Annotated in this window: 5 protein-coding genes and 1 pseudogene; 5 read left to right on the top strand and 1 reads right to left on the bottom strand. The window is 72.5% G+C overall.

Annotated elements, in window-relative coordinates; translation table 11 throughout:
- The first annotated feature begins 161 nt into the window (after positions 1–161).
- The 5 genes from D7V77_RS31465 to D7V77_RS31445 all read left to right on the top strand — a co-directional run bounded on the left by D7V77_RS31465 (position 162) and on the right by D7V77_RS31445 (position 16,426).
- Entirely contained in the window at positions 162–3,395 is a 3,234-nt protein-coding gene (locus D7V77_RS31465; RefSeq protein ID WP_158624524.1) for a carboxypeptidase regulatory-like domain-containing protein, read from the top strand.
- 51 nt (positions 3,396–3,446) lie between these two features.
- Positions 3,447–6,179, top strand: a complete 2,733-nt coding sequence (locus D7V77_RS31460; RefSeq protein WP_120579979.1) for a hypothetical protein — start codon at positions 3,447–3,449, stop codon at positions 6,177–6,179.
- A gap of 12 nt (positions 6,180–6,191) precedes the next feature.
- Complete coding sequence (locus D7V77_RS31455) at positions 6,192–12,725, top strand: HEAT repeat domain-containing protein (protein WP_120579978.1); 6,534 nt, start codon at positions 6,192–6,194, stop codon at positions 12,723–12,725.
- The gene (locus tag D7V77_RS31450; protein ID WP_120579977.1) at positions 12,722–14,581 is read left to right on the top strand and encodes an SWIM zinc finger family protein; all 1,860 of its coding nucleotides are present in this window, start codon (positions 12,722–12,724) and stop codon (positions 14,579–14,581) included. The genes D7V77_RS31455 and D7V77_RS31450 overlap by 4 nt, the downstream gene beginning before the upstream one ends.
- Positions 14,582–14,980: 399 nt before the next feature.
- Positions 14,981–16,426 carry a reverse transcriptase family protein gene (locus D7V77_RS31445; RefSeq protein ID WP_120579976.1) on the top strand — a complete coding sequence of 482 codons (1,446 nt, stop codon included), beginning with the start codon at positions 14,981–14,983 and terminating at the stop codon, positions 16,424–16,426.
- Between the two features lie 25 nt (positions 16,427–16,451).
- Here the strand turns inward: D7V77_RS31445 and D7V77_RS31440 are convergent.
- Positions 16,452–16,576: pseudogene (locus D7V77_RS31440) on the bottom strand (IS5/IS1182 family transposase); the annotation flags it as partial.

The following is a 16,576-nucleotide window of genomic DNA, read 5'->3' as shown; positions in this document are numbered from 1 at the left end:
GCCGCCCAGTTCAGCCCTTTACTCGAACACGAAAAATCATCACAGAAGATTATTAATCTGCTGGTATGGAGCGGGCTGTGTGGCTGGATATATCGCTTACAAATCGCGTTGGGTTATTTTTTTTCAAGCAGAAGACGGCATACGAGTTAGGCTCCGGTCTCGTGGGCTCGGAGATGTTTATAAGAGACAGGGGTGCCCTCCAGGTCCAGGGCCGTGTCGTCGACCTCCAGGGGCAGCCCGTCGCCGGCATCGAGGTCTCCGCCTCCGTCCCCCTGCCCGGGGAGACCCTGACGGAGCTGCCCTGTGACGCGGACTCGCCCGAGGTCCCCGTGGTCTCCGAGGACTGCGATTCCCTCCCCGCCCTCCGCTGGGTCCGGGAGCTGGTGGAGGCCCACCGGGGCGCCGCCTTCGTCCTGTCGCGCACCACCTCCGCCCAGGACGGCACCTTCACCCTGGAGGGCCTGCCCCAGGGGACCGTCGACCTCTGGGCCCTGGGCTCCCAGGGCGCCGGCCTCCAGGAGGACGTCGTCACCGGCACGCGGGACGTGACGCTGGAGCTCGGGGCCAGCCAACGGCTCACCGGCCGCGTGGTGGACGAGGACGGCGCCCCGCTCGCCCAGGCCCAGGTGACCGTGCTGCACACGGACACCGCGCGCTACTTCGAGACGAAGACCGGCGCGGACGGCCGCTTCTCCCTGGGCCCCCTGCCCGGAGAGGTCCCCTACAGCCTCCTCGCCGCCCACCCCGGAAAGCTCACCGAGTGGATGGGGGACGTGGCCCCGGTCGCCCTGCCCGAGGACATCGTGCTGTACGCCCCCCGGCGCATCGTGGGCACCGTGGTGGACGGCGAGCACCCCGTCGCCGGCGCCACCGTCACAGTGGTCGACACTGAGCTCGTCACCACCACCGACGCCCAGGGGCGCTTCACCTTCGACGGCCTCCCCCCCGACGACTACACCCTGGAGGCGGAGCAGGGCGGCCTCCAGGCGCACGAAACGGTGGAGGTCACGGAGGACCAGCGCGAGGTCTCGGTGACGCTGAGCCTGGGCACCATCTTCTTCGTCGAGGCCACCGTGCGCGACACCGCCGGCAACCCCGTGGCCCACGCCGAAGTGAGCGCCGCCAATCCCCGTGAGCGCGACGAGCACTACCTCCCCCACCGCTTCAAGGAGCTTGGCACCACCGGCGAGGACGGCCGCCTGCGCCTGGGCCCCCTCCGGGCCCGCGACTATGTCTTCCAGGTGGTGTCGGACCAGATGCTGGACCTCACCGCGGTCCGCACCGTGGCCGAGGGCGGTCCTCCACTGGACTTCGTGCTCTCCCCCGCCGTCCTCGTGGAGGGCATCGTCACCAATGCCGCGGGCCAGCCGGTGGCGGAGGCCTCCTTGTCGCTGCGTCCACCCGCCCGGAAGCGCCCGGCCGACCCGCCTCCGCCCGTGTACACGCGCTCGCTCATCTTGATGCACCCGTCCCGCGAGGCGCCCTTCACCTTCGACGCCACCTCCAACGAGGAGGGCCACTTCGCCATCAAGGTGGACAAGCCCCTCTCCGGCACCCTCACCGTCGAGGCCGACGGCTACCTGCCGCGCAAGCTCCAGGTCCGCGCCCCCACGTCCGGCCTGAAGCTCACCCTGGACTCGGGCGCCACCGTGCGCGGCACCGTGACGAGCTCGCGCGGCACGCCCGTCAACGAGGTGGACGTCAGCCTGGTGATGCAGGAGCCGGAGCAGGAGCCCTCGACAGGCGCCCGAGAGGCCCCAGAAGAAGACGACGACAAGATCGACATCATCCGCATGACCTTCGCGGGCACCACCGGCGAGGACGGCCGCTTCGACATCAAGGGCATTCCTCCCGGCACCTATGCCGTGTGGATGCGGACCACCACGGGCGGCTACGAGCGCCTCATGCCCGACCGCGTGGTGCTGCGCGGCTCGGAGACCGTGGAGCTGGCGCTGCGCCTGGACCTGGACGGACGCGTGGGCGGCATCGTCGTGGACGCGGAGGGCCGGCCCCTGGCGGACGTCACCGTGGACGCCACCGCGAAGGAGGACGAAGCCAGCAACGGCCGCTCGTACTCTCCCCTCTCCATGAAGACCGGTCCGGACGGCCGCTTCATCCTGGAGCCGATGGCGCGCGACTGGGACTACGAGCTGACGGCGGTGAAACCGGGCTACGCGATGCCCCAGCCGCCCAAGAAGGAGAGCCCCGACGAGGGCCCGGACGACGAGACCTTCGAAGAGACGCATGCAAGGCTCAAACGGTGGATGGATGAGCAGGATGGCCCCAAGGTCATCGCCCGCGCGGGGAACATGGGCGTGCGCATCACCCTGGCCTTCCAGGGCCGCATCACCGGCCGGCTGGCGAGGAAGGACGGCACGCCCATCACCCGCTTCACCGTGAACGAAGAGGCGGTGCGCGACCCGAAGGGCGCCTTCACCGTCTTCGTGGACGAGCCCGGCCCCCAGCACCTCACCTTCGAGGTGCCGGGCCACGCCTTCACCCAGCGCGACGTGGACGTCCCCGAAGGCCGGAGCGTGGACCTGGGCACGGTGCGCGTGGAAGCGGGCCACGTCATCCAGGGCCGCGTGGTGGACGACGCCACCGGCGCCCCGCTGGCCGGAGTGTCCGTCTCCCTGGCGCTGCCGGCGGAAGACGTCCGCAACGCGGAGCACTCCGAATCCTTCGCGGACGTCACCACCGGCCCGGACGGCACCTTCCAGCTGCCCTCCGTGGAATCCCGGCCCTACATGCTCACCGTGCAGGAGGCGGAACACGCGTCGCTCGAACGCATCGTGGGCCCCACCGAGGACACGCTCGAGCTGCGCCTGCCGTCCGCCACCCGCCTGGAGGTCTCGGCGCGGGACGCACAGGGCCGGCCGTCGTCGGTCGTCCTGACGGCCATTTCGAAGGCGGACCCGGAGGAGCAGCTCATCGCCTCGGCGAACACCGGCGTGGCCATGTTCCGCGACCTGGCCCCGGGCGACTACGTGGTGAAGATCGCGGGCGGGAACACCGGCAGGGTCGTGCCTCGCGTCGTGCACGTCGAGCCGCGTCGCGTCAACCGGGTGGACCTGCCGCTGTCGACGACGGGGCTCAAGCTGAAGCTGCGCTGGAGCGAGCGCGGGAGGCAGGGCACCCCCTACCTCCTCCCCGGACGCGTCCCCGCGCCGCCCGAATCCGCCTCGGCCTCGGAGGTGCGGTGGCTGGGCGAACAGGCACTCGCGCCGCTGTTTCACGGCGCGGATACCTGGGTCCTCGTCCCTCCCGGGCCCTACACGCTTCTCGTGTTGCAAGAACGTGAGGGACGCTGGCTGTCGTTCCGGCAGGACGTGACGGTGGGCGCGGGCACCATGCAGGATTCGCAGGAGGTGGAGGTCCCCGCACTGCCGTGGTGAGGCGGGTCCGACATGCCTCGCGGTCCAGGGGAGCTGTGTTAAACCCCACGCATGACCCCGAGCGACGCGCTGAGCGCAGCAGACCTCGAACGTCTTGCCAGGGCGGAGGCACCGGACCTGGCCGAGTCCGTGCTGGCCTTCCTCGACCAGCCGGACCGCTCGTCGGACACGCCGCTGCCGCAGGGCGCGCTGTCCTTCGACGCGTTGAAGCAGCTGCTGGAGCAGGCGCGCGCGGACGGCGACAAGGCCGGCCGCCGCAAGGGCTCGCATGAGGCGTGGCAGCGCTTCCTCGCGCAGAAGGACGTGCCGCTGCCGCCGCGCCTGCTGCTCGCGGACCTGCTGGTGTCCCTCTACGAGAAGAACACCGAGCCCGCGCGCGCCGCCCTCATCACGCTGGTGAAGGAAGCGCCGCTGAAGTTCGGCCTGTGGGCGGGCCTCAAGCGCATCTACAAGCTGGCGGAGGCGCGCCACGACGCGGAGATGTTCGGCGCGCTGGCCTGGCGCTTCGACACCGAGCGCGGCGGCCGCCGCAGGCACCGCGAGGTCAGCGGCGGCACCCTCACCTACCTCCAGCGCCGCGCGTGGCGCTTCCTGCGCCACCTGGGCGCGGCCGTCCCGGAGCTCTACCCGCAGTTCGCGGTGGAGGTCCTGCGGCACTACGACCTGGAGACGACGTGGGCGCAGTGCTGGGTGGCGCACCACCTCTGGGCGCACAACAGCAAGGGCTACTCCGCGTCGCGCTTCCCCATCCAGCCGCCCAACGACATGGTGAAGCAGCGCATGTATCCGGACGCGTGGAAGCGCTCGCCGGACGCGCTGATGCGCCTGTTGGACACGTGCCAGTCGGACCCCGCCGCGAAGTTCGCCATCCAGGGCCTGCGCAAGGACTTCCCGGAGGCGCTGCGCAAGGTGACGCCCGCGTGGCTGGACCGCCTGGCGCGCCGTCCGCTGGGCAGCGCGCACGACTTCCTGGTGGAGACGCTCCAGGGCTCGCCGGACTTCCACCAGGGCAAGCTGCGCGCGGCCGGGCTGCATGAGGCGGTGCTCGCGCTGCTCTTCTCCCCCAGCGACAAGGCCCGCGCCTACGCCATCGAGTACGCGCGCGGCCACGCGCAGGACCTGGCCGCGGACCGGCTGGCGGACCTGGTGGAGAAGGGCGAGGACGACGTGCAGAAGTTCGCCGCCGCCGCCCTGGAGAAGCACAAGCCGCGCGACCTGGGCCTGCCGCTGCTGGGCCGGCTGCTCAACTCCAAGCCCACCGCGGCGTTCGCGGCGAAGTCGCTGGAGCAGTCCTTCGACCGCGCGGAAATCACCCACGACTTCCTGCGCGAGCTGCTCTGGGGCAAGCAGGAGCAGCTCAACTGGGCGAAGAACTACGTCTCCTCGAAGTACGCGGCCGGGGAGATGCCGGCGGACTTCTGGAAGGTGGCGCTGACGGAGGCGAAGCAGCGCTCGTCGCGCCAGCGCATCGTGGAGGACACGGCGATGAAGGCCCTGTCCACCTACAAGCCGGCGGACATCGGGCCGGAGTGGCTCTTGGACCTGGTGGCGCACCCGCGCCTGGGACGTCAGGCGGCGCAGTGGCTCACGCGCGCGGACAGCCTGCCGGGCCTGGACGTGGAGCGCGTGAAGGCGCTCGTCTTCAACGGCAAGTTCCGGAGCACGGCGCTGGAGCTGCTGGGCAACCGCAAGCTCTTCACCGCGAGGCAGCTCACGGTGCCCTGGCTGCTGGCGCTGGCGCGGCGGGCCGACCCGCAGCTGCACGAGTTCGCGCACCGCTACCTGCTGGCGAACGTGGTGCCCGCGGACTTCAGCGACTCGGGCGACGCGGACGCGGGCCTGGAGCGCCTGTTCGACCTGGCGCTGGGCGCGAAGCAGCCGCCGCCGGTGCGTGCGTTCGCGCAGACGTACCTGCGCTGCCACCACCCGGGCATCGGGCCGGAGCAGCCGGAGTCCAAGTCCTACGAGCTGCGTCCCCGCGCGCCGCGCAAGGCGTACTCGGCGGAGCGGCTGTGGCCGGCCCTCTTCGACGAGCGCGACGACGTGCGCCGCTTCGCGCTGACCATCGCCCGCTCGGAGCTGCGCGCGTGGGGCTACCAGACGCGCGTGTACGAGCTGGCGGACTCGGACGCGAAGGAGATCCGCAACCTGGCCTACGACGCCCTGCTCAACGCGGGCGAGCCGGGAGCGGACGCGCGCCACACGCTGCAGCCGGATGAGCTGGACGCGGGCAAGGTGTTCGCGCTCACGGAGTCCACCAAGCGCAGCACGCGTGAAGTGGCCGTGGAGCTCATCCGCCGGCACTACGCGAGGCTGGGCGGCGCGGAGCGGCTGTCCGGGCTGATGCAGAGCGCGGACCGCGAGGTGGGCCTGTTCGCGGTGCGCCTGCTCTGGGAGAAGCACCGTCCGCTGCACCTGCCGGAGGGCTGGAAGCCCGCGGGCGGCGGCAAGGACGAGCGCGAGGCGGGAGGCACCACGCGCTTCAGCGACGTGGAGGCGCTGCGCACGTTCCTGCGGCGCATGATGTTCGGCCTGCCGCCCGGGCGCGCGAAGGAAGCGCGTGAAGGCGACGTCCAGCGCCGGCTGTCCGCGAGCGTGGCCAAGCGCCGCGTGGTGGAGCTGGTGCGGGACCTGGGCCTGGAAGACGAGAGCTTCGCGCGAGTGGTGGCGCCCGTGCTGGGCGAGTTCACCGGCTCCGTGGCGAAGGGCGAGTGGCAGAGCTGCCTGGCCTCGCTGGTGCAATTGCGTGCGGCTCACCCGAGCGTGCAGCTCGGCGGCATCTAGGACAACGACACCATGGCCAACCTCTCCATCGGCAACATCGAGAAGGTCCGTGCGCTGGCGGCCAATGCGCGCCTGCTCATCGTGGGCGGCACTCGCGCCGCCGCCGACAGCCGCCTGACCGCGTACGATCCGGCAACCAACAAGGTCCTGTGGACCAGCCCGTTGCCCGCGCACGTGCTGAGCGTGGCGCTGGCCGGCGAGCAGTTCGCGGCGGCGGGCGCGGACGGCACCGTGCGCTTCGGGTCCCTCACCGACGGCACCGTGAAGTTCCAGCTCCACAACGCGCACCCCGGAGGCTGCACCGCGGTGGCGGCGAGCCCCGACGGCAAGGTGCTGTACACGGCCGGCGTGGACGGCTTCGTGCGCGCGTGGGACTGGGACAGCACGAAGAAGCTGAAGGAGTGGAGCGCGTCCTCGCAGCCGCTGCGCGCGGTGGCGGTGGACCCCACGCACACGTACGTCGCCTGCGCGGGCGATGACAGCGTGGTGCGCTCGTTCACGGTGGCGACGGGTGCGCGCCGGGACATGCCGGGCCACGAGGGCGCGGTGCGGGCGCTGGCCTTCACCCCGCGCGACGGGCGGCTCGTCTCCGCGGGTGACGACGGCAAGCTGCGCATCGGCTACCTGGTCGGCGCGGTGGAGTTCGAGGTTCGCGGCGACAAGGACAGCGGCCACGCGGGCTCCGTGCTGGGGCTGGTGTTCCCGCCCACGCCGCAGGCGGAAGCGGGCCAGGACCCGGCGGAGCGCATCGCGTCCGTGGGCAGCGACGGCAAGCTGAAGGTCTGGCGCCTGGACGAGCGCCGCAAGCCGCGCACCTTCGAGCTGGGCAGCAAGGCGCTGAACGCGGTGGCCTTCGCGCCCCCGGCGAACCCGCGCCAGGCGAAGCAGCTGCTGGGCTACCTCTTCGTGGCCGGCGAGGACCGCCGCGTCACGCGCATCACGCTGGGCACGGACGGCAAGCCCACGGATGAGACGACGGCGTTCGGCCACGGCTTCGATGTCTTCAACGAGGCGCTGAAGGCCGCCCTCCCCCGCCGCGAGGCCGCGGTGAAGGAGGCGGTGGCGCTGCTGGAGCCGGAGGCGCTGGACTTCGTCCTGGGCGTGCTGACCTCGGACAAGGACGCCGCCGCGCGCCGGCTGGCGGCCACGGAGCTGGGCAACCACGGCCGCACCGCCGCGCGGCCGAAGCTGCGCGACCGCCTCAACGACGACGACAAGACGGTGCGCGCCGCGGCGCTGGACGCGCTGGTGAAGCTGGAGACCGAGTCGCCGCTGGCGGCTCCCCGCTCGGCGCTGGATTCGCGCTTCGTGGACACGCGCGTGCAGGGCCTGCGCCTCTTGGCGAAGCTGGGCAGCGCGTCGCCGCTGGTGCCGGGCCTCATCGCCAGCAAGCTGCCGGACACGAACGCGGAGGTGGGCACCGCCGCGCTGGACGCGCTCACCACCGTGTCGCCCAAGGGCAGCACGGAGCCGCTGAAGCTGGCCTTCGAGCGTGGCCCCGCGGCCCTCAAAGTGGAGGTGCTGCTGCGCGCGTCGGGGGCGGGCCTGCTGGGCGACCCGCGCCTGCAGCCGCTGGTGGCGCGCGCGCTGGACGACGCGGACCGGGACGTGCGCCGCGTGGCCTTCGCGGTGCGGGTGCTGGAGCGCCGCCCGCTGGCCGCCACGCTGGAGGCGAAGGACGAGGAGTTCGCGCGCACGGTGCGGGAAGTGACCCGCATGCTGACCCTCCAGGCGAAGCGCGCGGCCGGGGACACGGAGGCGAAGTCCACCACCGACGCGGAGCTGGCTGCCTCGCGTGAACAGCTCTTCGGAAAGACGGCCGCTGGCGCGGCGCTGACGGAGGCGGACCTGGAGCCGCTGCTCGCCGCCATGGCGTGCCGCATGCCGGACACCGCCGTGCGTGGCGCGCGTGTACTGGCGCAGCTGGGTGACGGCCGTGCCCTGGGCGCGCTGCTCCAACTGTCGCGCGAGGACGACGCCGCCATCCGCCGGGAGACGGCCGCCGCGCTCCAGGCGCTGCAGGATCCGCGCGCCCGCGAGCGACTGGTGTGGATGCTGGACGACGCGGACGGGGACGTGCGCGCCGCGGCGCTGACGGCCGTGGTGGCGCTGGACGCGGACGCACCGCTGTCCGCCGCCGAGGCCGCGCTGCGCTCCGGTCACGAGGACGTGCGCGTGCGCGGCCTGGACCGACTGGTGAAGCTGGGCGCCAAGGCGGAGGGCGCGGAAGGCCTGCTGGGCGACGCGCTGGAGGACGAATCCGCCAAGGTGCGCGGCGAGGCCTTCCGCACGCTGTGGGCCTGGAACGACAAGGAGCCGGTGAAGGCGCTGGACCGCGCGCTGGCGGGACGCTTCCCGGACCTGCGCACCCGCGCGGTGGAGGTGCTCGCGCAGAAGGGCACCGACGACTGGGCGCTGGAGCGGCTGAAGAAGTCCGTGGAGGACCGCGACGCGGGCGTGGCCACCGCCGCCTACGAGGCGTGGGTGAAGCTGGCCGGCAAGGAGAAGGCGGAGCCGCACCTGACCGCGCTCAACACCACGCACCCGGCCCTGCGCGAGAAGGCCGCCAAGGCCTCCGTGCACGCCCCGGCGGAAGCCATGCGCTCCGCGCTCCTCAAGCGCGTGCAGGACGAGCACCTGGACGTGGCCTTCGCTGCGTTGGAGGCGCTGGACAAGCTCATCCCGAACGAGAACGGGCCGCTGCTCGCGGGCATCGCGGCGTCGGCGCTGCCGGTGCGCGTGCGGGCCTCGGAGCTGCTCGCCCCGCGTGGCGCGGAGGACATCATCGAGCCCATGCGCGGGCTCATCACGGACAAGGACCTGGAGCGGATGTACCCGCCCGGCTTCCTCGTCCCCCTGCGCGTCCGCGCGTCGCGCGCGCTGGCCACGCTGGGCTCGCGGCGCCTGCTGGGCTTCTACGCCACCACGCTCCTGCCCCACGAGGTGACGGACCTCCAGGAGCAGGGCGCGCGCGGTCTCGCCACGGCCAGCCGCCGGGGCGACGAGGGCGCGCTGTTGGATGCGCTGGGCCACTCGCTGGTGGCGGCGCGTTCGTGGGCGGCGGACGGTCTCTCCCGCCTGGGTGACGTGCGCGCGCTGCCGGTGCTCACCGGAAACCTGCGCCATGAACACCTGCCCATCCGGCTGGGCGCCATCCTCTCGTTCGCGGCCCTGGGCCACGAGGGCGACGGCGGCCTGCTGCACGGTCTGGAGGACTCCGCGCGCGAAGTGCAGGAGATGGTGTTCGCCATCGTGCTCGCGCGGGACCTGCGCGCCAGCCGCGAGGGTGGACCGCCGGACCTGCTGACGAGCGCGTTGTCCAGCGGTCGTCCGGAGGTGCGTTACGCCGCGGCCCGCGCGCTGGAGCTGCGCACGGAGCCGGAGGCGTACCGCGCGCACCTGGTGGAGGTGCTGCTGCCGCCGCGTCCGGAGAAGGCCGGCGACATGAAGGACTGGCCCGCGGAGGACGACCGGGCGAAGCGCGTGATTGGCCTCGCCGAGGCGCTCTCCAGCGGTCAGCCGGAGCAGCGCTACGCGGCGGCGCAGGTGCTGCTGCTGCGCAACAAGCCGCTGGACTACTTCCGCGAGGCGCAGAAGGTCGCGCGCCCCAGCTCGCTCCAGTCCCCCTGGAAGCCGGAGACGGCCGATGGCGCCGCGCACGTCATCCAGCCCTCCACGCCGGAGAAGCAGGGCACGGCCTCCGCCACGGGCAAGAGCTGGCTGCGCCGCCTCTTCTCCGCGGTGAAGCCGCCGGAAGGCTCGGGCACGGGTACGCCGAAGGACGCGACGCAGGCGGAGCGTCAGCACCTGCGCCGCCTCGCCTTCGGCGCCTACGTGGGCCTGCTGCGTCAGGTGACCGCGGGTGACGAGGAAGGCCACCGCGTCCGCCGCGACGCCGTGGACCGCGTGGTGAAGCTCACGCAGGAGGGCTACGCGGGCACGTCCGCCGCGGTGGCCGCCCTGCTGCGCGCGCTGGAAGACCCTCACCAACTCGTGCGCCGGGCCGCGCTCGCGGGCCTCAAGGAGCTGTACCCCGCTGGCAGCGACGAGCCGCTGGCGCTGGCCCTGGCCTCGCTGGCGCCTGACGTGGCGCGCGCCGCGCTGGAGGAGCTCGCCGAGCGCGGTGACAAGGCCCGTCCGCGAGTGGCCGCCGCGCTCAACTCGCCGCTGCCGGAGGTGCGCAAGTCCGCCTTCGAGCTGCTGGAGAAGCTGAGCCCGCCGGGCAGCCTGGATCCGCTGCTGGCCGCGCTGGGCAGCGAGCACGCCGACCTGCGCGTAGGCGTGATTGAGCGGCTCGCGGGAGCCAACGACCCGCGCGTCACGGAGGCCCTGGGCCGCGCGATGGGCAGCGAGCACGAGGACCTGCGGCTGCGCGCCGCGGAGCTGCTCGCGTTCCGGGGCGACGACCGGGCGGTGGAGGTGCTGGGCACCTTCCTGCGTTCGGAGACGTCGGCCGTGGCCCGCCGTGCACAGGAGGCCCTGGCGCGACTGGGGACCTCCGCCGCCGTGGCCGCGCTCGCCGCGCGCCTGACGGTGGCCACGGAGATTCCGGAGCGCACCCGGCTGGTGGCCGCGCTGGGCCGCACGCACCGCGCGGACGCGCTGGACGTGCTCGCGCGCCAGAGCGTGGAGGACGAAGCCCCCTCCGTGCGCCTCGCCTGCGTGACGGCCGCGATGCAGCTCACCTGGCCGCCGGAGCAGGAGAAGCTGAATGAGGACGAGCGCGAGCTGAAGAAGCGCGACGCGGCGCTCGCGGTGCGCTTCCTGCGCGTGGCGGTGAAGAGCCAGGACCCGGAGGTCCGCAAGGCCGCCGCCGGCGAGCTGGAGCACGGCAAGAGCGAGGGCCAGGACGCGCTGCTCGTCCAGCTCTTCAACGACCGCGACGTCACCGTGCGCGCGGCCGCCGTGGAGCACTACTCGAAGCGCGTGGTGGAAGAGGGCGCGGCGGTGGAGCCGCTGGAGGAGATCCTCCGCGCCGGCGCCCGCGAGCTGATGCTGCCCGCGGCGGAAGGCGTCGCGCACCAGCGCCGCGCCAGCGCCCTGCGTCCCCTGCTGCTGTACGCGCGCGCCGGTGAGCCGCACGAGCGCGGCCGGGCCCTGCTCGCCCTGGGCACCCTGGGCGACGTGCGAGCCCTCTCCGAGCTGGAGACGGTGGCCGGCGGAGGCACGCCGGAAGCCCCGGCCGAAGAGGACATGGTGTTCGCCGCCATCGAGGCCCTCGGCCGCATGGCGAACCGGATGCCGGATGGCGAGGACCGCCGCCGCATCGAGGAGAAGGTGGAGGCCGCGGCCACGGACGGCGCCGCCTTCCAGCGCCAGGAAGCCGGCGTGCGCGGCCTGCGCGCCCTGGGTGGAGAACGCGCCAGGGTGAAGCTGGAGGCGCTGCTCGCCGACGGTGAGACGGACGACGACGTGCGCCGCACGGTCGCGGAGGAGCTCGGGAAGTTCGGAGACCCGGCCGCCGAGGCCGCCCTGGCCGCCGCGCTGAACGAGGAGGACGACGACCTTCGCGCCGCCGCGCGCAAGGCGCTGGATGTCCTCTTCCCCAAGGAGCGCACGCGAGTGGAGTTCCTCGCCGTGCAGAGCGAGCACGAGGACATCTCCGAGCCCGCCGCCACCTACCTTGCGAGCGAAGGCGACCCGGCGCTGCTCGTGCCCCGCCTGGCCACGCTGGACAACGTGGAACTGCGCCTCCGTCTGCGTCGCGGCCTCGCCCGCCGTGGCGCGATGCCCGTGCCGGAGGTCATCGCCCTGTTCGGCCACGACAAGCCGGAGGCACGCGAAGAGGCGGCCCGGCTCGTGGGCACCTGGACGGGTGACGCGCGCGAAGCCGGCGCCGTGGACACGGCCGGACTGACCCGCGCGCTGGTGGCCGCCGAACGGCGCACCGCCACCGCCTGGGTCTCCGCGCAGCCTCCGAAGAAGGAGCCGCTGGCCGCCGCCTGGGAGCGCCTGCTCTGGGCGGGCTCACGGCTGGGCGCGAAGGAGCTGGTCGCGACCTCCGCCGAAATCCTCCGCAAGGGTGAGGCCCAGGCCCCCGCCGCCGTGCGCCAGGAAGCGGCGCGAGTGCTGGGACGGCTGAAGGCCACGAACGAGGCGCAGGCCCTGCGCACCGCGCTCGGTGACCCGGACGCCGCCGTGCGCTCCGCCGCCGCGTCGGTGCTGGCCGCGCTGGTGCCGGAGCAGTCCTCGGCCTGGGCGCTGGAGGTGAAGCCCTTCGACCCGGTGGCCCTGGGCCCCACGGGCGCGAAGGTGGCCCAGTCCGCGCTGACCAGCAGCGAAGGCCGCCGGCTCGCGGTCCCCGCGCTCCTGGCGAAGAAGGACCTGAAGCCGCTCGAGTCCGTGGCCGCCGACGCGAAGCCGGAGGTGCGGCAGGATGGCTGGGCCGCACTGGGACGCCTGGGCGGAGACGAGGCCGCGGCGCTGCTGAAGACGGCGGCGTTCGACAAGTCGCAGTCGGTGGAGCTGCGCAAGGCGGCCTACCGCGCCCACAAACGTGCACGCCGGGCCGCTGAGCGCGCCCGGAAGGAAGGTCAACCGTCGTGAGCACCGCAACCGCACGTCATCCCGTCGCGCTGAGCTACTCCGCGCAGAGCGACGTGGTCGTCACGCCGGACGCCTCGCGCGTGCAGCTGGCCCTGGAGGGCTCGCGAGGCACCGTGGGCGTCAGTGGCCAGGTGAAGGACCCCACCCTCTTCCGAGACGCGCTGGCCGCAGCCTTCGCGGTGCTCTCCAGCGACCTGCGCTACCGGGGCCGCGACCGCACCGCGTACCTCGCGTACCTGATGAAGCAGGGCAAGCGCGCCAGCGCTCAAATCTGGGAAGCGCAGAAGGCCTTCCTCGACAACGCGCTGGAGGGTGAGGAGAAGAAGGACGCCGTCCTGGACCCCGTCCTCACGGTGGATCCGGACCAGGTGTCGTTGGAGGTCTTCTCCCGCGACGAGAGCGCCTACGCGCGCCTCGCCTTCGACAACAGCCTCTTCGACAAGCGCCAGGCCGCGCACGGCTCCACGTTCCTGGACGTGCCGCAGGACCTGCCCGCCCGGCTGGACCGCCTGCGCGCCTACGCCCCGGTGGTGCTGGAGGCCCACGTCGCCCCCACCGCGAAGGCCGCACCCGCCACGGAGCCCCGAGCCCCGCGCACGGTGGAGGTGCCGCACGCGTGGCTGCGAGGCTTCCTCCAGGTGCAGTCCGCCGCGACGCTGCCGGCCACCACCTGCTCCATCGCGCCCATCGACCTGTACAACCTGCTCTTCGCGCTGCGCACCCGCCGCTCGAAGAAGGCACCCCGCGCGCTGCGCTTCGAGCTGGTCCCCGGCGCTCCGCCGCGGCTGGTGCTGGAGCCCTGGGAGCAGGTACTGGAGTGCCACGGCGGCGTGTACACGGGCAGCGCGCCTGCGGTGGTGCGCACCTTCGGCCGTCAGCGCCTCGCCGCGCTCGCGCGCCTGTTGCCCCACGCGAAGAGCGTGCACGTGCAGTTGCTGGGTCCGGGCCTGCCGGTGTTCTGGGTCATCGACCTGGGCGCGGCCACGCTGACGCTGGGGCTCACCGGTTGGACGGAGAGCGGCTGGTCCAGCGCCGCCGCCTTCGACGCGCTGATGCCGCGCGACGTGCCGGAAGGCCTGGCGGAATCGCTGCGCAACCGCCTGCGCAAGGACGGTCCCCTCGCCTTCGAAGTGCTGGCCAAGGACGCGGGAGCGCCGAAGGACCAGGTGCGCGCCGCGCTCCAGCTGGAGTGCCTGCGCGGCCGAGTCCTCTTCGACGTGTCCCGTAGCACCTACCGCCCGCGCGAGCTGATGCCCACCCCGGTGGACGAGGCCGCGCTGCGCTACGGCAACGAGCGTGAAGCGCGCGCCCACCGCCTGCTGGGCGACGGCGGCCCGGGCTCCGGAGAAGTGAAGCTCACGCAGGTGCACGACCTCGTCGGCGAGGGCACGCGCATCCAGGGCGAAGTCGTGGACCGCGAGGCGGTGCGCAGCTTCTTCCCCAGCTTCACCATGGACCTGGAGGGCCGCGTGAAGGACGCGAGCTGCGGCTGCCCGCACTTCCGCCGCTCCGGTCTGCGCGAAGGCCCTTGCGAGCACATGCTCGCGCTGCGCCTGGCGTACGCCCGCCGCCGCGCCGAGGAAGAAGCGCTCCGTCAAACGCCGGAGGGCCGCAAGCTCATCCGCGCGGAGACGCGCGCGTACGTGCGCCGCGACCCGGCCACGGGGCTGGAGCAGGTGTATCGCGTGTCGCTGGACGGCAAGGTGGTGGCCCTCACGTGGGGTCCCCGCCTGGGCGATTCGCGCCACCAGCGCCTCTGGTTCGACACGGACACGGAAGCCCGGACGGCGTACTTCAGCCGTTTGGAGAAACTGACCGCGGACGGCTACATCGACGCGGCCTCGACTCTGGTGTAAACACTCACTCAACGGCCCGGCCGCCGACGGGGCGGCCGGAAGGATGGTGGCGCCGGACTTAAATCGAATAGCGAGTGGTCGAGAGAGGTCTGGACCGCATCAGCCTTAACGCCTCGAGCGTAGGAACGGCGTTGCGCCGTTCTGGTTGAAATGCTGGACACTCTCCGCAAGGTAGCCTGTTCTTGGCTCTCTCCCTCCCGAGCACTACCGTCGGGGTGGGAAGCGGAACCAACGACGCAGCCGCCGTTTTCCCACCCCGACGGTAGTGCTCGGGAGGGGAGAGCCGGTGAGGCTACCGTGCCCCAGGTGAGCTGGTGGTGCCTTCCTGGCCTCCCTCGACCGCTCGCATTCGTCTCCGTCGCCCCTCCCTGAGCCGCCGCGCCCGTCGAAGGTAACTCGATGACCGCCAAGCTGGAGTCGTTCGTCCCCGCCGCCCCGCCGCAGGCCGTTGCTGACACCGCGCCCGCAGCGCCCCCCAACTCTGTCGCGAAGCGCGAGGCCGCGAAGGCCGCGCACGACGCCCTCATCACGCGCTGGAAGGCCATCACCGAGGCCGGCGGCGCGGACGAATGGGTGCAAGCCCAGCTCGTGTCGAAGGGCGCGCTCGCGGACGAGGTGGACTTCTCCTCGCTGAAGGAGAAGGAGAAGACGGCCTGGAAGGAGAAGAAGAAGGCCGAAGCAGTGGAGCGCCGCGCGCTGAAGCGCCAGGCCCACGAGGCGTGGAAGGCCACGCACGTGAACCACCTGGGCGTGGGCATCCACTGGAACGAAGCCGGCCTGCCGGACAAGTTCGACCTGGAGCACCGCGAGGAGCGCGCGCGCCAGAACGGCCTGCCCACGCTGGACTCGGCGGAGGACCTGGCCAAGGCGCTGGGTCTGAGCGTGTCCAAGCTGCGCGGCTTCGCCTTCCACCGTGACGTGGACACGGGCTCCAACTACGTGACGTGGAGCATCCCCAAGCGCACGGGCGGCGAGCGCACCATCACGTCGCCCAAGCGGGAGCTGAAGGAAGCGCAGCGCTGGGTGCTGTCGAACGTCGTGGAGCGGCTGCCGGTGCACGGCGCGGCGCACGGCTTCGTGGCGGGGCGCTCCATCCTCACCAACGCGCTGGCGCACCGGGGCGCGGACGTGCTGGTGAAGGTGGACCTGAAGGACTTCTTCCCCTCGGTGCACTGGCGCCGGGTGAAGGGCCTGCTGCGCAAGGGCGGCCTGAAGGAGAACACGTCCACGCTGCTGGCGCTGATGTCCACGGAAGCGCCGCGTGAGCGCATGTCCTTCCGGGGCAAGACGCTGCACGTGGCGAAGGGGCCGCGAGCCCTCCCGCAGGGCGCGCCCACCTCGCCGGGCATCACCAACGCGCTGTGCCTGCGCCTGGACAAGCGGCTGTCGGCGCTGTCTCGCAAGCTGGGCTTCACGTACACGCGCTACGCGGACGACCTGACCTTCTCCTGGACGAAGGCGAAGGCGCCCAAGGCCCGCCGCGCGCAGGGAGCGCCGGTGGCGGTGCTGCTCGCGCGGGTGAAGGACATCGTGGAGGCGGAAGGCTTCACGGTCCACCCGGACAAGACACGAGTCGCCCGCAAGGGCAGCCGTCAGCGCGTCACGGGGCTCGTGGTGAACGACGCCAAGGACGGCACGCCCGCCGCCCGAGTCCCCCGCGACGTGGTGCGCCGCCTGCGCGCGGCCATCCACAACCGCGTGAAGGGCAAGCCGGGCCGCGAGGGCGAGTCGCTGGATCAGCTCAAGGGCATGGCGGCGTTCATCTACATGACGGACCCGGAGAAGGGCCGCATGTACCTGGATCAGCTCGCGAAGCTCGAAGCCGCCCAGCCCGCCCAGGCGTAGCGCGGAACTAGGGCGTGTCCGCAAATTAGAGCCAGAGGCGGATGGAGGCGATATGGACCATCGCCAGGTAGTTGGCGGCGCGCTTCTCATAGCGCGTCGCCACCCGCCGGTTCTGCTTCAAGCGATTGAAGAGACACTCCACCCGGCAGC

Origin of the sequence: Corallococcus sp. CA041A (assembly GCF_003612075.1) — a bacterium.
Classification (GTDB): domain Bacteria; phylum Myxococcota; class Myxococcia; order Myxococcales; family Myxococcaceae; genus Corallococcus; species Corallococcus exiguus.
This window is presented reverse-complemented; position numbering and strand designations above follow the sequence as displayed.